The organism is Rhodoferax sp. EU05-FHT12H12 (assembly GCF_058791215.1).
This window is the reverse complement of sequence record NZ_JBYTDI010000001.1, coordinates 745538-766912: the sequence shown is the minus strand read 5'-3', so window position 1 is coordinate 766912 and position 21375 is coordinate 745538. Positions and strand designations below refer to the sequence as shown.

Genomic DNA, 21375 nt, shown 5'->3' with positions numbered 1-21375 from the left:
GTGGGTGCTTTCTGTCTGCGTTACATCAACATGGTGTTACGAATCAGGCCTACGGCCAGGCCTTCGATTTCGAAAGGTTCACCGGGCTCAACCACGATGGTCTGGTAGTCGGGGTTTTCGGGGTGCAGCTCGATCAGGTGCTTGTTGCGGCGAAAGCGCTTGACGGTGACTTCTTCACCCAGGCGGGCGACGACGATCTGGCCGTTTTTGGCATCTTTGGTGGCTTGTACGGCCAGCAGGTCGCCGTCCATGATGCCGGCGTCGCGCATGGACATGCCGCGCACCTTGAGCAGGTAGTCGGGCTGGCGCTGAAACAGGCTGTTTTCGACGTAGTAGGTTTGGTCCACATGCTCTTGGGCCAGGATGGGCGAACCGGCGGCCACACGGCCAATCAGGGGCAAGGCCAATTGGGCCAGGCCTGGCAAGGGCAGGGCGAACTGTTTCATGCGCGACTCTTGCATGGAGCGCAGCACCTCGCCCTTGAGACGGATGCCGCGGGAAGTGCCACTGACCAGTTCGATCACGCCTTTGCGGGCCAAGGCCTGCAAATGCTCTTCGGCTGCGTTGGCGGACTTGAAGCCCAGCTCGGTGGCGATTTCCGCCCGGGTGGGGGGGGCGCCGGTGCGCGCAATGGCGCCCTGGATCAGATCCAGAATTTGCTGTTGGCGGGCGGTGAGTTTGGGACTTTCAAGCATACTGACTCCTTCGTGGTGGGTCGGCGCTGGCTGTGTGTCTGTACACACTGTTTTCTCATCCAGTAACTGTATTTTTAACCAGTTTTTTGATTAATGCAAGTGGGGCAGTGATATATGGGTAAAAAAGTGGTGGTTTTGGGCACGGGCGGCACGATTGCAGGCCGATCGGAACGGGGATCGGACAATGTGGGCTACAAGGCCGGGCAGGTGGGCGTGCAGTCATTGCTGCAGGATATTGCCCCGCTGCAAGCTGCGCTGCAGGGCCGCACGCTGGTGGCCGAGCAGGTGGCGCAGGTGGACAGCAAGGACATGGGCTTTGCCGTGTGGGCGGTGTTGGCGCAGCGTTGCGCCCAGCACCTGCAGGACGCCGAGGTGGATGCCGTGCTGATCACCCATGGCACTGACACGCTGGAAGAAACCGCTTTCTTCCTGGAGCAAGTGCTGCCGCCAGCGCTATTGCAGGCCAAGCCTTTGGTGCTGACCTGTGCCATGCGCCCGGCGTCAGCGCTGACGCCTGATGGTCCGCAAAACGTGCTGGACGCAGTGGCTGTGGCGCTGGATGGCACGGCGCGGGGGGTGCTGGTCGTGTGCGCGGGCGCTGTGCACAGCGCCCGCTTGGTGCAGAAGTGCCATACCTACCGCGTGGACGCGTTTGACTCGGGGGATGCCGGGCCGCTGGCTGTGGTGGAGGAGGGGCGGGTGCGTTGGTTTGGCGTGTCAGCCTCCACAACCCCGTCGCATGCGGTGGACTTGCAGGCCTGGGCCAAGGTGGCTTGGCCGCGGGTGGAGATTGTGATGAATTACGTGGGGGCGTCGGGGGCCATGGTGCGCAGCCTGGCCCGGCCGGACGACACCGTTGCACCATTGCGCGGCCTGGTGGTGGCCGGAACCGGCAATGGCACGCTGCATGTGGACCTGGAGGCCGCTTTGCTGGAAGTACAGGCGCAGGGTGTGCAGGTGGTACGCGCTAGCCGCTGCGCGCGTGGCCAGGTGGTGCAGGGCGAGGCGACTGCCGCTCTGCCGCATTCCCGGGGCCTGTCTCCGGTCAAGGCACGGATTGCGTTGACGTTGCAGTTGATGGCGTAAAAAAAGCCGCTGACGCGGCTTTTTTTGGGGGGGAGGCAGGTCGCTTACGCAGACAGTGCTTCCATCACCCGTTGGGTAATGGCATCTACATCGCCCATGCCGCTGATGGCGCGGTATTGGGGGGCGGCAGTGGGATCTTTTTGGGCCCAGCCGGAGTAGTACGCCACCAGCGGGCGGGTCTGGGCGCTGTAGACGTCCAGGCGTTTCTTGACGGTTTCTTCTTTGTCGTCGTCGCGCTGAATCAGCGGTTCGCCGGTCACGTCGTCCTTGCCTTCTGCCTTGGGCGGGTTGAACTTGACGTGGTAGGTGCGGCCCGAGGCGGGGTGAGAGCGGCGGCCGCTCATTCGCTCAATGATGGCGTCGAAGGGCACATCGATTTCGACCACGTAGTCCAGCGCCACACCGGCGGCCTTCATGGCGTCGGCCTGGGGGATGGTGCGGGGGAAACCATCGAACAAAAAGCCCTTGGCGCAATCGGGCTGGGCGATACGTTCCTTGACCAGGTTGATGATCAGGTCGTCACTGACCAGGCCACCGGATTTCATGACGGCATCGGCCTGCAGGCCCAGTGGGGTGCCGGCCTTGACGGCGGCACGCAGCATGTCGCCAGTGGAGATTTGCGGAATTCCGTACTTTTGACAAATGAAGGTGGCTTGCGTGCCTTTGCCAGCGCCAGGTGCGCCCAACAGAATCAGTCTCATGGATAACCTCGGGTAAAACAAAACTTTGGCGCTTGTTCGGCACCTTGCTGGTGCATTTTTTTTGCGCGCGTGTAGCGCTGGAGAATAGCACGGGCTGTCCCGTGCTTAACTTACAGCTTGGGAGCCAACCCTGCGAGGATGGCACGTACGCGTGCCAGGTCTTCGGGGGTGTCTACGCCAGGGCCTGGAGCGTGCTCGCTGACATGCACCACGATGCGGTGGCCATGCCACAGCGCGCGCAGTTGCTCCAGCGCTTCCACCACCTCAATGGGGGCCTGGGGCAAGCGCGGAAACTCGCGCAGAAAACCCACGCGGTACGCGTAGATGCCAATATGGCGCAAGGGCGCCGGCGAGGGCAGGCTGCTGATGCCATTGGCAAAACCATCGCGCCACCAACTGATGGGCGCACGGCTGAAGTACAGGGCAAGGTGGGCTGCGTCATGCACCACTTTCACCACATTGGGGTTGGCAAAGTCGGCCACCTCGGTGATGGCGTGGGCGGCCGTGGCCATGCTGGCCTGCGGGGTCGTTTGCAGCAGGGCTGCCACTGCCTGCACCAGGTCGGGGCTCATCAGGGGTTCATCCCCCTGCACGTTGACCACGATGTCCTCGTCGGCCAGGCCCAGAATGTCGCAGGCTTCGGCCAGGCGGTCGCTACCGGAGGGGTGGTCCTGGCGTGTCAGGATGGCTTGCACACCATGGGCGGCGCAGGCCTGCACGATGGAGTCGCTGTCGGCGGCCACTACCACGCGGTTGGCCTGGGGGACGCCTTCACTGACCCGTTGGGCTACCCGCACCACCATCGGAATGCCCCCCAGGTCTGCCAGAGGCTTGTTGGGCAGACGGGTGGAGGCCAGGCGGGCCGGAATCAGAACCGTGAAGCTCACAGGCCGAGCTCCGCGTCACTCAGAACACGTGCCTCGTTTTCCAGCAGGATGGGAATGCCATCGCGCACCGGGTAGGCCAGGCGCGCGCTGCGGGAGATGAGTTCCTGCTGGTCGCGGTTGTATTCCAGGGGGCCCTTGGTGACGGGGCAAACGAGCAATTCGAGAAGTCTGGTGTCCATGTCAGGATGATAGCGGGGCAGGGCGAAGGGGTTGCAGGCAGCGGTCCAGCGCGGCATAGAACTCGGGCGGTGCGGTTTGCACCAGCGGGACAGCACGGGCCAGGGGCGCATGCTGCCACAGCTTGGATGCGTCTTTTTCGGTGCAAATAAGGGTGTAGCCCTCGTGGATGCTGCGCGACCAGCTATCAAAATCATAGTGATCTGGTAGCGCCATGGTACTTTCCAGCGTCACTCCGCGCGCGCGTAGCAGCGCAAAAAACGCCTCGGGTTGGGCGATGCCCGCCACTGCACGCACAGGGCCGGCACCTGGTGCATGCAGCGCGGCCAACGGTTGGATATCTCCCGCGGCACCCACGGTGTGATCGGCCAGCTGGCGCTGTGCCGCATAACCCGTCAGGGCACTAGGGCCGGTTTTCAGCACCAGCAAATGTCCGCTGCGCTGACCTACTGCGGGCAACGCGCGCAGCGGCCAAGGCTCGCGCAGCGGGCCGGCCGGCAACAGCCAGCCATTGCCCGTGCCGCGGCTGTCGAAGACGCAGACCTCCACGTCGCGGTACAGCGCGTAGTGCTGCATGCCGTCGTCGCAAACGATGATCTGGGTGTGAGGATGGTCTTGCAGCAGGGCCCGTGCGGTAGCCGCGCGCTGGCGGCCCACGTACACCGGAGCCCCGGTCTTGCGCTGCAGCAGCAAGGGTTCATCACCCACCTCGGCCGGAGTGGCGCCATCGTGCACCGCCAGAATGGCATCACCCTGGCGGCCATAGCCACGCGAAACAATGCCCACCCGCCAACCCTGCGCCTGCAAATGTGCCACCACGCCAATGACCGTGGGGGTCTTGCCGGCCCCACCTGCCACCACATTGCCCACCACCACCACGGGCACAGGCAGGCGCTGGGTGGCCAGCCACTGTTGGCGGTACAGCCAGCGTCGCAAGGCAATCAGGGTGCCATAAAGAAACGCCATGGGCTGCAGAGCCCAGGCCAGCGCACCGCGGCCTGTCCAGGCCCGCAGCAAGGCCTGTTGCAGGCCGGGGTGCATGGCTTACTGACCGCCCGCCTGGGCGGAAGACTGGGTGGCGAAGGTGATCTGGTTCAGCCCGGCACGGCGGGCGGCCTCCATCACGGTCACCACGGCTTGGTGCTTGGCACTGGCGTCGGCGCTGATGATGACCACGGTGTCTTTGCCTGCTTTTGCATTGTCGGTCAGGGCGATGGCCAGGCTGTCCAGGTTGCGGCCCGCGATGGCGTTTCGGTTGATGCTGTAGCTGCCATCGGCACTTACTGCCACGATGAGTTCCTTGGGGTAGTCGCGCTGGGCATCGGTGTCGGCTACGGGCAGCTTGAGCTGCAGCTCGGTGAACTTGCTGTAGGTGGTGGACAGCATCAGGAAGATGAGCACGACCAAGAGCACGTCGATAAACGGGATCAGATTGATTTCGGGCTCTTCGTGACGACGGGGACGGAAGTTCATGGGGTGGCGGCTCCTGCGGGCATGCCCGGCTTACTTGCGCATGGCCTTGAGGTGGCGGCTCAAGTGATCGGCAGCCAGCTCCAAGGTCAAGAGGTAGCCATCGACGCGGGCTCGGAAGTAGCGCCAGAAAATCAGCGAAGGGATGGCCACAATCAGGCCGAAGGCCGTGTTGTAAAGCGCAATCGAAATGCCGTGTGCCAGCTGGGCCGGGTTGCCGCCTGTGCTGCCGCCGGGCGCCTGCGAGCCGAAGATCTCGATCATGCCCACCACGGTGCCGAACAAGCCCATGAGGGGGGCGGCTGAGGCGATGGTGCCCAGGGCGCTCAGGTATTGTTCGAGGCGCTGCGAGACCCGGCGGCCTGCGCCTTCCATGGTGGCGCGTACATCGTCTTCGGAAATCTGCGGGTCGGCGTTGACAGCGCGCAAACCGCTGGCCAGCACTTCGCCCAGGGCCGAATTCTTTTCGAGCTGGGTGACAACGTCGGGAGCCGGGACGCTGGTGCGGGTGACGCTGAGCACTTCTTCCAGCAAGCGGGGGGGGGCCACCTTGGCCACTTTGAGGCTGAGAAATCGCTCAATCACGATGGCCAGGGCCAGGATGGAGCAGGCAATCAAGGGCCAGATCGGCCAGCCTGCGGCTTGTATGATGGAAAACAAGAGTGAAACCCCACGCAGAGTAAAAGCTGGCTGATTATGGCGTACCCCAGTGCGCCCATTTTTCACAAAATGTGTGGATAAGTGTGTGGGCAACTGCACTTGGGATACCTCTCGGGCCCGTCTGCATGCGGGTGCCAACAGTTTGATGACAAATACAGCAGTGAAAAATCCAATCAATTCAATGACTTGCTACGAACGCCCATGCGTTGGCGTGTGCCGGTGGCGTGTGTATGGCAGCGTTTGAGTCTGCGCCCCCCGTGCGGCGGGTGTGGCCGGTGTCGGCCTTGTGCCGCGCGCTGGCTGACACCCTGGATGCGCGCTTCAATCCGGTGCGCGTCACCGGAGAACTGGCCAGCTTCATGCGGGCCAGTAGTGGCCACTGCTACTTCACCCTGAAAGATGCACAAGCCCAGCTGCGTTGCGCCATGTTCAAGCGAGCAGCGTCACAGCTGGACTTTGCACCACGCGAAGGTGAATTGGTGGAGCTGACCGGACGGCTGGACATCTACGGCCCGCGCGGCGATTTGCAGCTGATTGTGGAAAGCATGACGCGCCAGGGTCAGGGCAATCTGTTTGAGCAGTTCATGCGCCTCAAGGCGGAGCTGGAGGCCGAGGGTTTGTTTGACACCGCACGCAAGCGCCCCTTGCCAGCAGTGCCACGCACGATTGGCCTGGTGACGTCGCTGGGGGCTGCGGCCCTGCACGATGTGGTGACCGCCCTGCGCCGACGTGCGCCCCACGTGCAGGTGGTGCTGGCGCCAGCCTTGGTGCAGGGTGAGGGCGCGGCCCCCGCGCTGGTGCAGGCCCTGGCGGCGCTGTACCGCTACCGCGATGCGCAGTCGCAGGGGATGGATGCCATTTTGTTGGTGCGGGGTGGCGGTTCCATGGAGGATTTGTGGGCTTTCAACGACGCGACCCTGGCCCGTACTATTGCCGCCAGCCCAGTGCCAGTGGTTAGTGGCGTGGGGCACGAAACCGACTTCACGATTGCTGATTTTGTGGCTGACGTGCGGGCTCCCACGCCCACGGCGGCGGCCGAAATGGTGAGCCCGGCCACGCAGCAGTTACAGGACTTGGTGGACGGCCAGCAAGACCGCCTGCAAGCGGCCCTGATGCGCGTGGTGGACCGGCAGGCGCAGCGTCTGGATGGTGTTGCGGCGCGCCTGGGGCGGCCTTCGTCCATCGTGGCTCAGCGCAGTGCCGGTTTGGTGTATCTGCGCCAGCGCATGCTGCACGCCATGGCCTCCGAGGTGCAGTGGCGGCGCTCTGCCTGGCAGCACATGCAACAAGGCCTGTTGCCCAGCTTGGCACGGGCACACCAGGCCCAGCAGCAGCGCACCGCAAGCGCAGGCTTGCGCTTGGAGCTACTGGACCCCAGCCTGGTTTTGCGCCGGGGTTATGCCTGGCTCAGCGACGCATCCGGGCATGCGGTGACCCGCGCCGCCCAACTTCGGGCGGGTGAGTCCGTGCGGGCCACCCTTGCCGACGGTGCGGTTGATCTTGTGGTCACCCAACAGGTTTCCAATTAGTTTCTACAATTCCGTTTTCTTGCTAACCAACTCAGAGGACTCCATGGAACATACCTTGCCCGCCTTGCCCTACGCGATCGACGCTTTGGCTCCCGCCTACTCCAAAGAAACCTTGGAGTTCCACCATGGCAAGCACCACAATGCCTACGTGGTGAACCTGAACAACCTGCAAAAGGGCACCGAGTTCGAGAGCATGACGCTCGAAGAAATCATCAAGAAGTCCAGCGGCGGCATCTACAACAACTCCGCCCAAATCTGGAACCACACCTTTTTCTGGAACTGCATGAAGCCCAACGGTGGCGGCGAACCTACCGGCGCGTTGGCAACTGCCATCAATGCCAAGTGGGGCAGCTATGCGGCCTTCAAGGAAGCGTTTGTGAAGTCGGCTGTTGGCAACTTTGGTTCCGGCTGGACCTGGCTGGTAAAGAAGCCTGATGGCTCGGTAGACATCGTGAACACTGGCGCGGCCGGCACGCCCCTGACTACCGCTGACACAGCACTCTTGACCGTGGACGTGTGGGAACACGCGTACTACATCGATTACCGCAATATGCGCCCCAAGTTTGTCGAAACTTTCCTCGACAAGTTGGTGAACTGGGAATTTGCGGCACAGAACTTCGCCTGAAGCGCGTTTTGTCTTAGCCGAAAGGCCAACAGGGTGACCTGTTGGCCTTTTTCACGTTGGGGTCATACTTTCATCTCGAAAATTTTTTTCGCCAGAATGAAGTTAAATTTCGTATCGTGAGAATGCATTGCAAAAAACAGGGTTTGGGTCAGACCACTGAAAGCACAATCACGCACTATCCGGTGAATAAAGTCGGTGGGGAGTGCAGACCCACGGCGCCACACCTTTCTATTTTTTGGAGACAAGAGATGAGTACCCAGCAACCCACCATCATCTACACCCTGACCGATGAGGCGCCTCGCCTGGCCACGGCGTCGTTTTTGCCCATCATTCGCACCTTTGCGGCGCCTGCGGGCATCAACGTGACCGAAAGCGATATCTCGGTGGCTGCCCGGGTGCTGGGGGAGTTCCCAGAATGTTTGCCCGAAGCCCAAAGACTGCCCAACACCTTGGCCGAGCTGGGCAAAAAGACGCTGCAGCCGGATGCCAACATCATCAAATTGCCCAATATCAGCGCCTCGGTGGGTCAGCTGCAGGCTTGTATCAAGGAGCTGCAGTCCAAGGGCTACGCCATCCCTGACTACCCCGAAGCCCCTCAAACCGACGAAGAAAAAAGCATTCGCGCCCGTTATGCCCGCTGCATCGGCTCGGCTGTGAATCCCGTGCTGCGCGAAGGCAACTCGGACCGCCGTGCGCCCAAGGCCGTGAAGGAGTACGCCCGCAAGAATCCTCACAGCATGGCCGAGTGGAGCCAAGCTTCGCGTTCGCACGTGTCGCACATGCATGCCGGCGATTTCTACCACGGTGAAAAATCCATCACTCTGGACCGTGCCCGTGAAGTGAAGATGGAGCTGATTACCAAGAGTGGCCAGACCATCGTGCTCAAGCCCAAGGTGTCGCTGCTGGACCGGGAAATCATTGACAGCATGTTCATGAGCAAGAAGGCCTTGCTGGAGTTTTACGAGAAGGAAATCGAAGACGCACGCAAGACCGGCGTGATGTTCTCACTGCACGTCAAGGCGACCATGATGAAGGTGTCTCACCCCATCGTGTTTGGCCATTGCGTCAAGATCTTTTACAAGGAAGCGTTTGAAAAACACGGGGCCTTGTTCAAGGAGCTGGGCGTCAACGTCAACAACGGTATGGCCGACTTGTACGGCAAGATTGCTACCCTGCCGCAAAGCAAACAGGACGAGATCAAGCGCGACCTGCACGCTTGCCACGAGCACCGCCCCGAGCTGGCCATGGTGGATTCGGCCAAGGGCATCACCAACTTCCACTCGCCCAACGACATCATCGTGGACGCGTCCATGCCCGCCATGATCCGTAACGGCGGCAAGATGTGGGACGCCAACGGCCGCCTCAAGGACGTGAAGGCGGTGATGCCTGAGTCGACCTTTGCCCGCATTTACCAGGAGATCATCAACTTCTGCAAATGGCATGGCAACTTTGATCCCAAGACCATGGGCACTGTGCCCAATGTGGGTCTGATGGCCCAGCAGGCCGAGGAGTACGGCTCGCACGACAAGACTTTCGAAATTTCGGAAGATGGCGTGGCCAACATCACCGACTTGGCTACGGGTGAAGTGCTGCTGAGCCAGAACGTGGAAGCGGGCGATATCTGGCGCATGTGCCAGGTTAAGGACGCTGCGATCCGCGACTGGGTCAAGTTGGCCGTCAACCGTGCGCGCAACTCCGGTATGCCAGTGGTGTTCTGGCTGGATTCGTACCGCCCGCACGAGGCGCAACTGATCACCAAGGTGAAGATGTACCTGCACGAGCACAACACCGTGGGGCTGGACATCCAGATCATGAGCCAGGTGCGTGCGATGCGTTACACATTGGAGCGTGTGATCCGCGGCCAGGACACCATCAGTGCCACCGGCAACATCTTGCGCGACTACCTGACCGACCTGTTCCCCATCATGGAACTCGGCACCTCGGCCAAGATGCTGTCCATCGTGCCGCTGATGGCCGGTGGTGGCATGTACGAAACCGGTGCCGGCGGCTCTGCGCCCAAGCATGTGCAGCAGTTGGTGGAAGAAAACCACTTGCGCTGGGATTCACTGGGTGAATTCCTGGCCCTGGCCGTGTCGCTGGAAGACCTGGGGCTGAAGACCGGCAATGCCAAAGCCAAAGTGCTGGCAAAGACCTTGGACGCTGCGACAGGCAAACTGTTGGACAACAACAAGAATCCTTCGCCCAAGACCGGCCAGCTTGATAACCGTGGTAGCCAGTTCTACTTGGCCCTGTATTGGGCGCAGGAACTGGTGGCGCAGACCGAAGATCCTGCGCTGGCGAAGCTGTTTGCTCCCCTGGCCAAGCAACTGGCAGACAACGAGCAAACCATTGTGGCGGAGTTGGCTGCGGTGCAGGGGAAGTCGGCGGACATCGGCGGCTACTACCTGCCAGACACCAGCAAGCTGGATGCCGTGATGCGCCCCAGCCAGACACTGAATGCTGCTTTGAAATCGGTCAAGGCCTGATGCCGGCGGGCCTTCAAAGGCCTGCCACCAAATAGTGCAAAGCCCCAGCAGACGCGAGTCTGTTGGGGCTTTGCACTATGGGGGCGGAGCGCGCCTGTTACTCAGTTGCGCTTGTCAAATGGTGCGCCACCCAGCTTGCTTCCCGCCTTGAAACCACGTTTTGCAAACCAACCCTGGTTCATTTCCAGCACGTAGCGCACCGGTTTGCTGGCGCAATGGGTATCGGTCGTTTGTGGCTTCATGTCTGCCAAGTTGACGATGGTGCCATCGTCAGCAACAAAGGCGGCAGTCAAGGGCAACAACGTGTTCTTCATCCAGAAGCACAAGCCTGAGGGGCGTTCAAAGACAAACAACATGCCCTCGTGGTGTGGCATATCTTTGCGGAACATCAGGCCGATGCTGCGTTGGTCGGGCGTTTGTGCCACTTGTGCGTCGATGCGATGCATCCCGGCTGTGAGCTGAACGCGGGGCAAATCCATTTGGGGCGCCTCTTGCGCGAGTACGGCCCCGGCTGTTGCCATACACAGTGTGAGGAGGTAGCGGCCGAGAGATTTCATGTGGTGTCAGTGTTCGAGTGGGTGGGCGAATACGATTTGAATTGTGCGCCATGCGCAGAGGCAGATGGCCAGGCATTTACAACTAAAATTCCATGGTTCCAGTCTGGGTGCTGCGCGTTGTCATGCGCCCTCAGGCATCACATTGTTACCGTATTGAACACGGAGTCCTGTTTCTATGTACCAGCACATCAAGGTGCCTGAGCAAGGCCAAAAAATCACCGTCAATGCCGACATGACATTGAATGTGCCGGATCAACCCATCATTCCCTATATCGAAGGTGACGGCACCGGACTCGACATCACACCGGTAATGCTCAAGGTCGTTGATGCGGCGGTCGCCAAAGCCTATGGTGGCCAGCGCAAGATTCAGTGGATGGAAGTGTATGCCGGTGAGAAATCCACCAGAATGTATGGCCCCGATGTTTGGTTGCCCCAAGAGACTCTGGATGTGGTGCGTGAGTACGTGGTGTCCATCAAAGGGCCGCTCACAACCCCGGTGGGCGGTGGCATTCGCTCGTTGAACGTCGCGCTGCGCCAGGAGCTCGATCTGTATGTGTGTCTGCGTCCCATCCAGTATTTCAAGGGTGTACCCAGTCCGCTGAAGGAGCCCGAGAAGACTAATATGGTTATCTTCCGCGAAAACTCGGAAGACATTTATGCGGGTATCGAGTTTGAAGCTGAGTCGGACAAGGCCAAGAAGCTGATCAAGTTTTTGCAAGACGAATTCGGTGTCAAGAAGATCCGCTTCCCCAATACTTCCGGAATCGGTATCAAACCGGTATCGCGCGAGGGAACCGAACGCTTGGTGCGCAAGGCCATCCAATACGCCATCGACAACGACAAGCCCAATGTGACGATCGTGCACAAGGGCAACATCATGAAATTCACCGAGGGTGGTTTCCGGGACTGGGCCTATGCGTTGGCGCAAAAAGAATTTGGTGCCGAATTGATTGATGGTGGCCCATGGTGCAGGTTCAAGAACCCCAAGACCGGCAAGGACATCATCATCAAAGACAGTATTGCGGATGCCTTTTTGCAGCAAATTCTGTTGCGCCCGGTGGAGTACAGCGTCGTGGCGACTCTCAACCTCAATGGGGATTACATCTCTGACGCATTGGCTGCCCAAGTCGGTGGCATTGGCATTGCCCCTGGTGCCAATTTGTCCGACACCGTGGCCATGTTTGAAGCGACCCATGGCACCGCCCCCAAGTATGCGGGTAAGGACTATGTGAACCCTGGGTCCGAGATTCTGTCGGCTGAAATGATGCTGCGCCACATGGGCTGGAAAGAGGCAGCGGACCTGATCATCCGTTCGATTGAAAAGTCGATTGCCAGCAAGAAAGTGACCTACGACTTTGCCCGCCTGATGGATGGCGCCAAGCAGGTCAGCTGCTCCGGCTTTGGCCAAGTCATGATCGACAATATGTGAGTTTTGTGGTGCGGCACTGTCTGCTGTGCCACTCCAATCGTTCAAACCGCTGTGGGGCATGGCCTTGCAGCGGTTTTTTCTTGGTCGGGCTTGAAACCCCTGCGTTTGCCACCAACTCCAGACAACATCGCCAGCGTGCACGCAAGCAAGCGCCCGATAAAATCCAACGCATGGCTACCAACAAACCAACCCAACCCACGATTTCGCCGCCCTCCACTGGGGAGGGAGATGGCTCCGTCGTGATGGAACGACTGACGCAGAAGGTGCAACCACCCTCCATGTACCAGGTGGTGATGCTCAATGACGATTACACCCCCATGGAGTTCGTGGTGGTGGTGATTCAGGAGTTTTTTGGCAAGGATCTGGAGGCCGCGACACAAATCATGCTCAAGATCCACTTGGATGGACGGGGGGTCTGTGGTGTCTATTCCAAAGACATTGCGGCAACCAAGGTGGATCAGGTGATGGAAGCGGCACACAAGGCCGGCCATCCTCTGCAGTGCGTGAGCGAACCGGTGGATTTGTAGGGTATTTGCGGCGTGAGCGCTTCGGGCGACGTAAAACGCATTACAGTTATTCAACACAGCAAGGCAAAAAGGAATTCATATGATTGCCCAAGAATTGGAAGTCAGCCTGCATATGGCGTTTGTCGAAGCGCGGCAGCAGCGACATGAGTTCATTACCGTAGAGCACTTGCTGTTGGCCCTGCTTGACAACCCCAGCGCTGCCGAAGTGCTGCGGGCCTGCGCAGCCAACATCGATGATTTGCGCAAATCCCTGAGCAACTTCATCAAGGACAACACGCCCCAGGTGGCGGGCAGCGATGAAGTTGATACCCAGCCGACCTTGGGCTTTCAGCGCGTGATTCAGCGTGCCATCATGCATGTGCAGAGCACTGGCAGTGGCAAGAAAGAGGTCACGGGCGCCAATGTGCTGGTGGCCATCTTCGGCGAGAAGGATTCGCATGCGGTCTACTACCTGCACCAGCAGGGCGTGACACGCCTGGATGTGGTCAACTTCATTGCCCATGGCATCAAGAAGAGTGACCCGCCAGAAGCCGCCAAGTCCAGCGAGAACCCTGCGGAAGCAGAAGAGGGTGGTTCTGAAAAGAACGAGAAAGCCTCCCCGCTGGAGCAGTACACCCAGAACCTGAACCAGCTTGCCAAGGAAGGCAAGATCGATCCGCTGATTGGCCGTGAGTACGAGGTCGAGCGGGTGATCCAGATCCTGTGCCGCCGTCGCAAGAACAACCCCTTGCTGGTGGGCGAAGCCGGCGTGGGCAAAACGGCCATTGCCGAGGGCTTGGCGTGGCGCATCTCCCAGAACGACGTGCCGGAAATTCTGGCTGATTCCGTTGTCTACTCGTTGGACATGGGCGCCTTGCTGGCAGGCACCAAGTACCGCGGTGATTTTGAGCAACGACTCAAGGGCGTCTTGAAGGCACTGAAGGACAAACCCAATGCAGTGTTGTTCATTGACGAAATTCACACACTCATCGGTGCCGGTGCCGCATCGGGCGGTACGCTGGACGCCTCCAACCTGCTCAAGCCGAGCCTGAGCTCGGGCCAACTCAAGTGCATTGGTGCAACGACATTCACGGAGTACCGCGGTATCTTCGAGAAGGATGCTGCACTGTCCCGCCGTTTCCAGAAGGTGGATGTGGTGGAGCCCACCATTGACCAGACCGTGGAAATTCTCAAAGGGTTGAAGTCGCGTTTTGAAGAACACCACAATGTCAAGTACGCCCTGGCTGCATTGCAGGCTGCGGCGGAACTGAGCGCGAAATACATCAACGACCGCCACTTGCCGGACAAGGCGATTGACGTGATTGACGAGGCGGGCGCTGCCCAGCGAATCCTTGCCCCCAGCAAACGCAAGAAAACCATCAGCAAGACCGAGGTGGAGGAGATTGTGGCGAAGATCGCACGCATTCCTCCCGCCAATGTGTCCAACGATGACCGCAGCAAGCTCAAGACGCTGGAGCGTGACTTGAAGAGCGTGGTGTTTGGTCAGGACAAGGCGTTGGATATTCTGGCCTCTGCGGTCAAGATGGCGCGCTCGGGTCTGGGCAAGGGTGACAAGCCTATTGGCTCCTTCCTGTTCAGCGGCCCCACGGGGGTGGGCAAGACCGAGGCTGCCAAACAGTTGGCCTACATCATGGGTATTGACCTGATTCGCTTTGACATGAGCGAGTACATGGAGCGCCATGCGGTGAGCCGTCTGATTGGCGCGCCTCCCGGTTATGTGGGCTTTGACCAGGGCGGTTTGTTGACGGAGGCTGTGACCAAGAAGCCACATGCCGTGTTGCTGCTGGATGAGATTGAAAAGGCCCATCCGGACATCTTCAATGTGCTGTTGCAGGTCATGGACCATGGCTCATTGACCGACAACAATGGCCGCAAGGCGGACTTCCGCAACATCATCATCATCATGACGACCAATGCGGGCGCCGAGACCATGAACAAGGCGACCATTGGTTTCACCAACCCCCGAGAAGCGGGTGACGAGATGGTGGACATCAAGCGACTGTTCACGCCGGAGTTCCGTAACCGTCTGGACGCCATTGTGGGCTTCAAGGCCTTGGACGAGGTCGTGATCCTGCGCGTGGTGGACAAGTTCTTGTTGCAACTGGAAACCCAGCTGGCCGAGAAGAAGGTGGATGTCACCTTCACCGACAAGCTGCGCAAGCACTTGGCCAAGAAGGGCTTCGATCCATTGATGGGCGCACGTCCGATGCAGCGTCTGATTCAGGACACGATTCGCCGTGCCTTGGCAGATGAGTTGCTCTTCGGTCGTCTGGTCGATGGTGGTCGACTCACCGTGGACTTGGATGATGCTGTGGCGGACAAGACGGAAGTGATTCTGGATATACAGCCGCTTCCCAAGAAGGAAGGCAAGTCAAAGCCAGAAGAGGCTACGGCGGGCTGAGAACTTTGCGACAGGCAAAATAAAAAGGGGCGCTTCAAGCGCCCCTTTTTATTTTGCCGTTAGCCATTTCAGTTGGTGTTGAGTTGGGCTCGGATCGCCTCTATACGCTGGCGGTTTACACCAAAGTCTTTGCGCCCGATGCGGCTCGCAGAGCGCACCTGAATTTTCTGTTGCGCGGCATCCAACCAAAACTCGACATCGTCGGTAAAGCGCAGCAGCTGGGTCGTACTTTGGGCATACAAATAGTCATCGGTTTGCGACACGATCACTGTACCTGACTGAGCTTGCAGCACGCCCACCAGTTTGGCCATGGCCGCTTTGGCATCACCCTGGTAATCCAGGGGCGCAATTGCTGCGTACTGGGCTTGTGGATGATTTGGGTAAAGGTCGGCCTGGCTGCTCACACTGTTGGGTGTGTGGGCCGGTGGTTTCAGTCGACCGTCTTTGACTCCCAAATCGGAGGGCTGTGTCCCTTTGAGCCAGCCCAACTGGCCTGCCAGAAAGAGCAGCGCGGCAATGACTACGGCCACCAAAGCAATGAACCAAACGACTTTCATGGCGAACCTCCTCTAGGCAAGTGTGTTGTGGTTGCACCCTGCCATTGGGACAAGGTTCAACCAAACCCAAGCTTACTTGAAGCCGACGCGGTCCAGCATCTGCTGAACCTTGACTTGGTTCATCCCCACCACACTGATGGGAATGGTTTCGCTCTTGAATGAACCACCGCCCATTGCCTGCAGTGCGGGGTTATTGGACTTCACGCCTTTTGCCGTGGGCCATTCATTGTTGCCATTGGCAAAGTGCTCTTGGGCAGAGGGGCTGGCCAGGTACTCCAGAAACTTGACCGCATTGGCCACGTTCTTGGAATTCTTGGCGACTGCGCCGCCTGCAATGTTCATGTGGGTGCCCCAGGTCGCTTGGTTGGGGAATACGACGCCGACACGCTCTACAACTGCCTTGTCGGCGGGAGCCTCAGAGCGCATCAAGCGCGCCAGGTAGTAAGAGTTGGTCACGGCAATACCGCACTCTCCGCTGGCCACCGCCTTGATCTGGTCCGTGTCGCCACCTTTGGGCGCACGTGCCATGTTGTCGACCATGCCCTTGAGCCATTGTTCGGCGGCGGCGTCGCCCAAATGCTCGGTCACGGAGCCAAACAGCGACAGGTTGTAAGGATGTGAGCCGGAGCGGATGCACAGCTTGCCTTTGTTCTTGGCGTCACCCAGCTCTTCGTAGGTGTCCACGTCTTCTTTTTTGACCTTGACCTTGTCGTACACAATCACGCGTGCGCGGGTGGAGAAGCCATACCAGGGCGTGCCACCGTCGGCGGCGGTTTTTCCGCGCAGCTGTGCAGGAATTGCGTCTTCGAGCAGCTTGGATTTGACCGGCTGGAACAGACCATCCACTTCACCGCGCCACAGGCGGCTCGCATCCACCAGCAAGATAATGTCAGCCGGAGATGCAGTACCTTCAGCCTTCAAGCGCGCCAAAATGCCGGCATCATCGGCGTCCACACGGTTGAGTTTGATGCCTGTGGCCTTGGTGAAGTTGGTATACAGGGCTTCATCTGTGGGGTAATGGCGTGCTGAATAAATGTTCAGCGTTTGCTCTTGCGCCATGGCGCCCGTTGCGTAAACGGCCATCAGTGCGGCCAAGGTAATGCGAGAAATTTTCATGGTGTGTCGCTTGGATGTTGTGAGAACCAGTCGCATCATAGAGCAAACACGAATCATTCGTAATAAAGGTGGATTGATGCTGATCACGGAGTGGATAAAAAGAGGATGGATGACGTCGGTCGTCTCGGGGAGCGTCTGGGTTTTGGTGGGCTGCGCATCGGTGCCGGTAACAGAGGCTCCCGTGGTTGATGTCGTTCCGTCTGTGCCTGTACCCCCCGTCTTGGTGGTGAAGCCTCCGCCAAAGATAGGGCTGGCACTGGGTGGAGGGGCTGCGCGCGGTTTTGCGCATGTCGGCGTGATTCAGGTGCTTGAAGAGAACGGCATCCGCCCAACCCTGGTGACAGGCACCTCTGCAGGTAGTTTGGTTGCGGCCATTTATGCCAGTGGCAAGACTGGGGCGCAACTGCAGCGTGTAGCGGAAACAATGGAGGAGGCCGCCATTGCGGACTGGACCCTGCCGATCTTCAGTCGGGGCATGCTGCGGGGGGAGGCACTTGCGCGCTACGTGAATACCCAGGTGGGCTCGCGCCGGATCGAAGACATGCCTTTGCCTCTGGGCATCATTGCGACGGACCTGAATACCGGCAAGGACGTTATCTTCCAGCGCGGCGACACTGGCACAGCGGTTCGGGCTTCCAGTGCTGTGCCAGCAGTGTTTCAGCCCGTCAAGATTTCGGGGCGTGAATATGTGGATGGCGGACTGGTGTCGCCCGTTCCTGTGGGGGCTGCGCGCAAGATGGGGGCAGATTTTGTGATTGCGGTGGACATTTCCAGCCCACCCGAAGGTAGCTTGACGGGGGGAACGCTGGAAATTTTGCTGCAGACCTTCTCCATCATGGGCAAGAGCATCAACACCTTTGAACTGCGCGATGCCGACGTGGTGGTACGTCCCGCCCTGCAGGGTATTGCCAGTTCCGATTTCAGTGCCCGCAAGCGCTCGATCGACGCTGGCCGCCAAGCCATGCTGCGCGCGATTCCCGAACTCAAGGCGGCATTGGCCGCCCGCATGCGTTGAGGGAAGGGGGGGAGTGGCGGGGCCAAAAAAAAGGCCCCGTTTTGCAACGAGGCCTTGAAGGGATCCCTGAACCTGAAGGTTTCGAAAGGACCCGAGGAGACAACCGGTGGAAACAAACTTTGTTTCCGATGACTGAATTATCTCAGGGTTTTCCCTTGGTAGCTAGGGAAAAGGCTCAAATTATTGAAAAAACTTCGAGCCCTGGCCTGAATTAACGCTTTTTGGCGGCAGCCTTGGTGGCGTTGGTCGCAGTGGCGGCCACAGCGTTGAAGTTGGCTTCGGCCACATCAGTCGCTTGCTTCACAGCTTTTTGCACGGATTCCAGGGCGTTGTTGGCAGCAGCCACCGAGCTCTTCAGGATCGCCACAGCGGCTTCGGAGCCGGCAGGTGCGTTCTTGGCAGCGCTGTCGACCAGGCCGGCAAACTTCTTCTGGGCTTCGGCAGCCTGGCCTTCGACTGTCTTGGTCAGCTCGGCGCTGGCGCCGGAAGCGATGTCGTACAGGTGGCGGCTGTAAGCAGCCGTCTTTTCAGCCAAAGGCTGCAGCAGGCTGGATTGCAGGGCCAGCAGCTCTTGGGCGTCTTTCACGCTCAGGATGGACTGGGTGTGGCCAGCGACTTCGGACAGGGCAGCCTTGGAAGCAGTCAGGTTCAGTTCAACGATTTTTTCCACGCCTTCGAAGGCCTTGTTGGTCAGGCCAAACAGGGTTTCGATGTTGGCTTTGTGGGAAGCGATTACTTGTTCAACGGTCAGCATGTTCATTCTCCAGTAGTTAAGGTGAAAATCACTATCTGCTCCGTAACCTGGCCCCTTGGCTCTGTTTATGTTGCAGTGCAGCATGGGGTGAATTGTACCGATGCTGCACTGCAATGCAAGCATTATTTGTTGCGGTGCAACAATTTAGATGCGAAGGCCTAGTTCGGCACTTTTTCATGCCTTTGTCACCGCAGGCCACTAGGGTGCCATGCGCTGGCAGAATGGACCCATGGATCACGTTCCTGCCAAACCCCACGCCGAACCGCGCAGCGCCTACAAGGCATTCCGTCCCATCTCCACCCGCTGGTCGGACAACGATGTCTATGGCCACGTGAACAACGTCGTCTATTACAGCTGGTTCGATACCGCGGTGAACGCCTACCTGATAGAACAGGGGGTGCTCGATATCCACCAGGGCGCCACGATTGGCCTGGTGGTGGAGACGCAGTGCAACTACTTTGCCTCGCTGGCTTTTCCGCAGGCGGTGCAGGCCGGCATCCGGGTGGCGAAGCTGGGCAATTCCAGCGTGCGTTACGAGGTGGGCATCTTTGGCGAGGGTGAGCTCACCGCCGCCAAAGGCCACTTTGTGCATGTGTATGTAGACCAGATCACCCGCAAACCGGTGGCGTTGCCACCGGCCCTTAAAAAAGTACTGGAGACCCTTGTATGACCGCTTCCGTGGTGGACGATGCCATTAGCTCCCGCATGTCGGTGCGGGCCTTTGCCGGGCAGCCGGTGGCGCGTGCGGACCTTGAAGCGATTCTGGAGGTTGCCAGCCGGGCGCCCAGTGGTACCAACTGCCAGCCCTGGAAGGTGTATGTGCTGCAGGGTGCCAGCCGCACCGGGCTGATGGACAAAGTCTGTGCCGCGCACGATGCCATCCGCGCCAACCCGGCGCTGGCGGCCGAGTACCAAGAAGAATACGACTACTACCCGGGCCAGTGGGTCAGCCCCTACATTGACCGGCGCCGTGAAAACGGTTGGGGCCTGTATGGCTTGCTGGGCATTGGCAAGGCCGACAAGGACAAGATGCACGCCCAGCACCAGCGCAATTTCCGCTTCTTCGACGCACCTGTGGGCCTGATGTTCACCGTAGACAAGGTCATGGGCCGCGGTTCACTGGTGGACTATGGGGCGTTTTTGCAGAACATCATGGTGGCCGCGCGTGGGCGTGGCCTGCATACCTGTCCCCAGGCGGCTTGGAACGGGTTTGCCAAGATCATCTTGCCGCACATTGGTGCGGGCGAGGGCGAGATGCTGGTGTGCGGCATGTCGCTGGGTTACGCGGATGCGCAGGCTCCCGTGAACGGTTTTCACACACCGCGCGTGCCGGTGGCCGAATTCACCCATTGGCTGGACTAAGGTCGGTAATTTATAAGAAATAGGGCCATAGCCCTCGTGGATGCTGCGCAAGCAGCTATTAAAAGCATAGCAAATCAAGGTGCCACAGCGGCGCCGCCTGTCACACCATGATCATCGCCAGCCTTCTGGATACCGACTTGTACAAGTTCACCATGATGCAGGTGGTGCTGCACCAGTTCCCGGGTGCGCAGGTGGAGTACCGCTTCAAATGCCGCAACCCAGGGGTGAACCTGGCGGCCCATGCCGAAGAAATCCGGGAGGAAATTCGCAGCCTGTGCAACCTGCGCTTTCAGGACGACGAGCTGGCCTACCTGCGTTCGCTGCGCTTCATCAAAAGCGACTTTGTGGACTTTCTGGGCCTGTTCAAGCTCAACGAGAAATACATCACGGTCACCCCCTTGCCCACAGGTGAGCTGGAGATCGTGATCGAAGGGCCTTGGCTGCACACCATCCTGTTCGAAATTCCGGTGCTGGCCATCGTCAACGAGGTGTATTTCCGCAATACCCAGCCACAACCGGACCTGGAGGAGGGGCGCCGCCGCCTGGACACCAAGATTGCCGAGTTGCGCGTGGCCGGGTTGGGTGACCTGAAGATCGCCGACTACGGCACGCGGCGGCGCTTCTCGCGTGCCTGGCACGAGGAAGTGTTGCAGGTGTTGGCCGCCAAGCTGGGTACGGTGCGCAGCCCGGGCCACACCGATGCTGCTCCGGGTCAACTGGCCGGTACCAGCAATGTGCTGCAGGCCATGCGCATGGGACTGTTGCCGCTGGGCACCATGGCGCACGAGTACCTGCAGGCCTCGCAGGCACTGGGGCCACGCTTGCGCGACAGCCAGATATTTGCCTTCGAGTCCTGGGCCCGCGAATACCGGGGCGACCTGGGCATTGCGCTCAGCGACGTGTATGGCATGAACGCCTTCCTGCGCGACTTCGACATGTACTTTTGCAAGTTGTTCGATGGGGCACGCCATGACAGCGGCGATCCCTTCACCTGGGGCGAGCGCATGCTGGAGCACTACCAACGCAACCGTGTCAACCCGCGCACCAAAACACTCATCTTCAGCGATGGCCTGACGGTGCCGCGCACCATCGAGCTGTACCTGCAGTTCCGGGGGCGTTGCCAGCTGGCATTTGGGATCGGTACCAATCTCACCAACGACCTGGGTTACGAGCCCTTGCAAATCGTCATCAAGATGGTGCGCTGCAACGGCCAACCGGTGGCCAAGTTGTCGGATACTCCATCCAAGAATATGTGCGATGACGAAAAGTACCTGGCCTACCTGCGCCAGGTCTTCGAGATCACGCCACTGGCCTGACAGCTGCGGGCTGTTCAGCGTTTTT

22 protein-coding genes are annotated in these 21375 nt (G+C 59.6%); 11 read left to right on the top strand and 11 right to left on the bottom strand.

The features are described 5' to 3' along the window. Positions 1-20: 20 nt before the first annotated feature. The gene (gene lexA, locus AC3WS7_RS03540; RefSeq protein ID WP_296469660.1) at positions 21-695 is read right to left on the bottom strand and encodes a transcriptional repressor LexA; all 675 of its coding nucleotides are present in this window, start codon (positions 693-695) and stop codon (positions 21-23) included. Positions 696-809: 114 nt separating this feature from the next. On the opposite strand from lexA, the gene AC3WS7_RS03535 reads away from it, so the two are divergent. After that, positions 810-1781 (top strand): asparaginase, encoded by a 972-nt coding sequence (locus tag AC3WS7_RS03535; protein WP_492655389.1) that lies wholly within the window; start codon positions 810-812, stop codon positions 1779-1781. A 44-nt stretch (positions 1782-1825) separates the two neighbouring features. Here the strand turns inward: AC3WS7_RS03535 and adk are convergent, their stop codons facing one another. From adk to AC3WS7_RS03505, 6 genes are all read right to left on the bottom strand, one after another. Next, positions 1826-2482, bottom strand: coding sequence for an adenylate kinase (gene adk, locus AC3WS7_RS03530; RefSeq protein ID WP_296469655.1), 657 nt, complete (start codon positions 2480-2482; stop codon positions 1826-1828). 110 nt (positions 2483-2592) lie between these two features. Then, positions 2593-3369: a 3-deoxy-manno-octulosonate cytidylyltransferase gene (gene kdsB, locus AC3WS7_RS03525; RefSeq protein WP_492655388.1), complete on the bottom strand. Its 777-nt coding sequence runs from the start codon at positions 3367-3369 to the stop codon at positions 2593-2595. Beyond that, positions 3366-3548 carry a Trm112 family protein gene (locus AC3WS7_RS03520; RefSeq protein ID WP_094480325.1) on the bottom strand — a complete coding sequence of 61 codons (183 nt, stop codon included), beginning with the start codon at positions 3546-3548 and terminating at the stop codon, positions 3366-3368. The genes kdsB and AC3WS7_RS03520 overlap by 4 nt, the downstream gene beginning before the upstream one ends. A gap of 1 nt (position 3549) precedes the next feature. Further along, positions 3550-4587, bottom strand: a complete 1038-nt coding sequence (lpxK, locus tag AC3WS7_RS03515) for a tetraacyldisaccharide 4'-kinase (protein WP_492655387.1) — start codon at positions 4585-4587, stop codon at positions 3550-3552. A gap of 3 nt (positions 4588-4590) precedes the next feature. Continuing rightward, on the bottom strand, positions 4591-5019 hold the full coding sequence (locus AC3WS7_RS03510; protein ID WP_296469647.1) for an ExbD/TolR family protein: 429 nt from the start codon (positions 5017-5019) through the stop codon (positions 4591-4593). A 30-nt stretch (positions 5020-5049) separates the two neighbouring features. Then, positions 5050-5676 (bottom strand): MotA/TolQ/ExbB proton channel family protein, encoded by a 627-nt coding sequence (locus tag AC3WS7_RS03505; protein WP_296469645.1) that lies wholly within the window; start codon positions 5674-5676, stop codon positions 5050-5052. 230 nt (positions 5677-5906) lie between these two features. On the opposite strand from AC3WS7_RS03505, the gene xseA reads away from it, so the two are divergent. The 3 genes from xseA to AC3WS7_RS03490 all read left to right on the top strand — a co-directional run bounded on the left by xseA (position 5907) and on the right by AC3WS7_RS03490 (position 10316). Further along, entirely contained in the window at positions 5907-7205 is a 1299-nt protein-coding gene (gene xseA / locus AC3WS7_RS03500) for an exodeoxyribonuclease VII large subunit (RefSeq protein ID WP_492655386.1), read from the top strand. Between the two features lie 43 nt (positions 7206-7248). Continuing rightward, complete coding sequence (locus AC3WS7_RS03495; protein ID WP_315479354.1) at positions 7249-7830, top strand: superoxide dismutase; 582 nt, start codon at positions 7249-7251, stop codon at positions 7828-7830. A 248-nt stretch (positions 7831-8078) separates the two neighbouring features. Next, positions 8079-10316, top strand: coding sequence for an NADP-dependent isocitrate dehydrogenase (locus tag AC3WS7_RS03490; protein ID WP_492655385.1), 2238 nt, complete (start codon positions 8079-8081; stop codon positions 10314-10316). Positions 10317-10417: 101 nt separating this feature from the next. On the opposite strand, the gene AC3WS7_RS03485 is transcribed toward AC3WS7_RS03490, so the two are convergent. Beyond that, positions 10418-10873 (bottom strand): DUF192 domain-containing protein, encoded by a 456-nt coding sequence (locus AC3WS7_RS03485; protein ID WP_492655384.1) that lies wholly within the window; start codon positions 10871-10873, stop codon positions 10418-10420. Between the two features lie 175 nt (positions 10874-11048). On the opposite strand from AC3WS7_RS03485, the gene icd reads away from it, so the two are divergent. From icd to clpA, 3 genes are all read left to right on the top strand, one after another. Next, complete coding sequence (icd, locus tag AC3WS7_RS03480) at positions 11049-12302, top strand: NADP-dependent isocitrate dehydrogenase (protein WP_492655383.1); 1254 nt, start codon at positions 11049-11051, stop codon at positions 12300-12302. Between the two features lie 170 nt (positions 12303-12472). Continuing rightward, entirely contained in the window at positions 12473-12829 is a 357-nt protein-coding gene (clpS, locus tag AC3WS7_RS03475; RefSeq protein WP_296469632.1) for an ATP-dependent Clp protease adapter ClpS, read from the top strand. A gap of 79 nt (positions 12830-12908) precedes the next feature. Continuing rightward, positions 12909-15230 (top strand): ATP-dependent Clp protease ATP-binding subunit ClpA, encoded by a 2322-nt coding sequence (gene clpA, locus AC3WS7_RS03470; protein ID WP_296469630.1) that lies wholly within the window; start codon positions 12909-12911, stop codon positions 15228-15230. A gap of 68 nt (positions 15231-15298) precedes the next feature. On the opposite strand, the gene AC3WS7_RS03465 is transcribed toward clpA, so the two are convergent. Continuing rightward, positions 15299-15787 carry a DUF1499 domain-containing protein gene (locus AC3WS7_RS03465; protein ID WP_296469629.1) on the bottom strand — a complete coding sequence of 163 codons (489 nt, stop codon included), beginning with the start codon at positions 15785-15787 and terminating at the stop codon, positions 15299-15301. Positions 15788-15859: 72 nt separating this feature from the next. Next, positions 15860-16903 (bottom strand): extracellular solute-binding protein, encoded by a 1044-nt coding sequence (locus AC3WS7_RS03460; RefSeq protein ID WP_492655382.1) that lies wholly within the window; start codon positions 16901-16903, stop codon positions 15860-15862. A gap of 109 nt (positions 16904-17012) precedes the next feature. On the opposite strand from AC3WS7_RS03460, the gene AC3WS7_RS03455 reads away from it, so the two are divergent. Continuing rightward, positions 17013-17918 carry a patatin-like phospholipase family protein gene (locus tag AC3WS7_RS03455; protein ID WP_492655381.1) on the top strand — a complete coding sequence of 302 codons (906 nt, stop codon included), beginning with the start codon at positions 17013-17015 and terminating at the stop codon, positions 17916-17918. A 211-nt stretch (positions 17919-18129) separates the two neighbouring features. On the opposite strand, the gene AC3WS7_RS03450 is transcribed toward AC3WS7_RS03455, so the two are convergent. Continuing rightward, positions 18130-18672, bottom strand: coding sequence for a phasin family protein (locus AC3WS7_RS03450; protein ID WP_105260965.1), 543 nt, complete (start codon positions 18670-18672; stop codon positions 18130-18132). A gap of 229 nt (positions 18673-18901) precedes the next feature. On the opposite strand from AC3WS7_RS03450, the gene AC3WS7_RS03445 reads away from it, so the two are divergent. The 3 genes from AC3WS7_RS03445 to pncB all read left to right on the top strand — a co-directional run bounded on the left by AC3WS7_RS03445 (position 18902) and on the right by pncB (position 21350). After that, positions 18902-19342, top strand: coding sequence for an acyl-CoA thioesterase (locus AC3WS7_RS03445; protein WP_296469624.1), 441 nt, complete (start codon positions 18902-18904; stop codon positions 19340-19342). Beyond that, positions 19339-20034, top strand: a complete 696-nt coding sequence (locus tag AC3WS7_RS03440; protein WP_492655380.1) for a nitroreductase — start codon at positions 19339-19341, stop codon at positions 20032-20034. The genes AC3WS7_RS03445 and AC3WS7_RS03440 overlap by 4 nt, the downstream gene beginning before the upstream one ends. 107 nt (positions 20035-20141) lie before the next feature. Further along, positions 20142-21350: a nicotinate phosphoribosyltransferase gene (gene pncB / locus AC3WS7_RS03435; RefSeq protein WP_492655379.1), complete on the top strand. Its 1209-nt coding sequence runs from the start codon at positions 20142-20144 to the stop codon at positions 21348-21350. Positions 21351-21375 lie beyond the last annotated feature (25 nt).

What these genes read in the sequence shown, in the direction of transcription:
- lexA (WP_296469660.1), bottom strand. Translation starts at nt 695, where the DNA reads ATGCTTGAAAGTCCCAAACTCACCGCCCGCCAACAGCAAATTCTGGAT.
- AC3WS7_RS03535 (WP_492655389.1), top strand. Translation starts at nt 810, where the DNA reads ATGGGTAAAAAAGTGGTGGTTTTGGGCACGGGCGGCACGATTGCAGGC.
- adk (WP_296469655.1), bottom strand. Translation starts at nt 2,482, where the DNA reads ATGAGACTGATTCTGTTGGGCGCACCTGGCGCTGGCAAAGGCACGCAA.
- AC3WS7_RS03520 (WP_094480325.1), bottom strand. Translation starts at nt 3,548, where the DNA reads ATGGACACCAGACTTCTCGAATTGCTCGTTTGCCCCGTCACCAAGGGC.
- lpxK (WP_492655387.1), bottom strand. Translation starts at nt 4,587, where the DNA reads ATGCACCCCGGCCTGCAACAGGCCTTGCTGCGGGCCTGGACAGGCCGC.
- AC3WS7_RS03510 (WP_296469647.1), bottom strand. Translation starts at nt 5,019, where the DNA reads ATGAACTTCCGTCCCCGTCGTCACGAAGAGCCCGAAATCAATCTGATC.
- xseA (WP_492655386.1), top strand. Translation starts at nt 5,907, where the DNA reads ATGGCAGCGTTTGAGTCTGCGCCCCCCGTGCGGCGGGTGTGGCCGGTG.
- AC3WS7_RS03495 (WP_315479354.1), top strand. Translation starts at nt 7,249, where the DNA reads ATGGAACATACCTTGCCCGCCTTGCCCTACGCGATCGACGCTTTGGCT.
- AC3WS7_RS03490 (WP_492655385.1), top strand. Translation starts at nt 8,079, where the DNA reads ATGAGTACCCAGCAACCCACCATCATCTACACCCTGACCGATGAGGCG.
- AC3WS7_RS03485 (WP_492655384.1), bottom strand. Translation starts at nt 10,873, where the DNA reads ATGAAATCTCTCGGCCGCTACCTCCTCACACTGTGTATGGCAACAGCC.
- icd (WP_492655383.1), top strand. Translation starts at nt 11,049, where the DNA reads ATGTACCAGCACATCAAGGTGCCTGAGCAAGGCCAAAAAATCACCGTC.
- clpS (WP_296469632.1), top strand. Translation starts at nt 12,473, where the DNA reads ATGGCTACCAACAAACCAACCCAACCCACGATTTCGCCGCCCTCCACT.
- clpA (WP_296469630.1), top strand. Translation starts at nt 12,909, where the DNA reads ATGATTGCCCAAGAATTGGAAGTCAGCCTGCATATGGCGTTTGTCGAA.
- AC3WS7_RS03465 (WP_296469629.1), bottom strand. Translation starts at nt 15,787, where the DNA reads ATGAAAGTCGTTTGGTTCATTGCTTTGGTGGCCGTAGTCATTGCCGCG.
- AC3WS7_RS03460 (WP_492655382.1), bottom strand. Translation starts at nt 16,903, where the DNA reads ATGAAAATTTCTCGCATTACCTTGGCCGCACTGATGGCCGTTTACGCA.
- AC3WS7_RS03455 (WP_492655381.1), top strand. Translation starts at nt 17,013, where the DNA reads ATGACGTCGGTCGTCTCGGGGAGCGTCTGGGTTTTGGTGGGCTGCGCA.
- AC3WS7_RS03450 (WP_105260965.1), bottom strand. Translation starts at nt 18,672, where the DNA reads ATGCTGACCGTTGAACAAGTAATCGCTTCCCACAAAGCCAACATCGAA.
- AC3WS7_RS03445 (WP_296469624.1), top strand. Translation starts at nt 18,902, where the DNA reads ATGGATCACGTTCCTGCCAAACCCCACGCCGAACCGCGCAGCGCCTAC.
- AC3WS7_RS03440 (WP_492655380.1), top strand. Translation starts at nt 19,339, where the DNA reads ATGACCGCTTCCGTGGTGGACGATGCCATTAGCTCCCGCATGTCGGTG.
- pncB (WP_492655379.1), top strand. Translation starts at nt 20,142, where the DNA reads ATGATCATCGCCAGCCTTCTGGATACCGACTTGTACAAGTTCACCATG.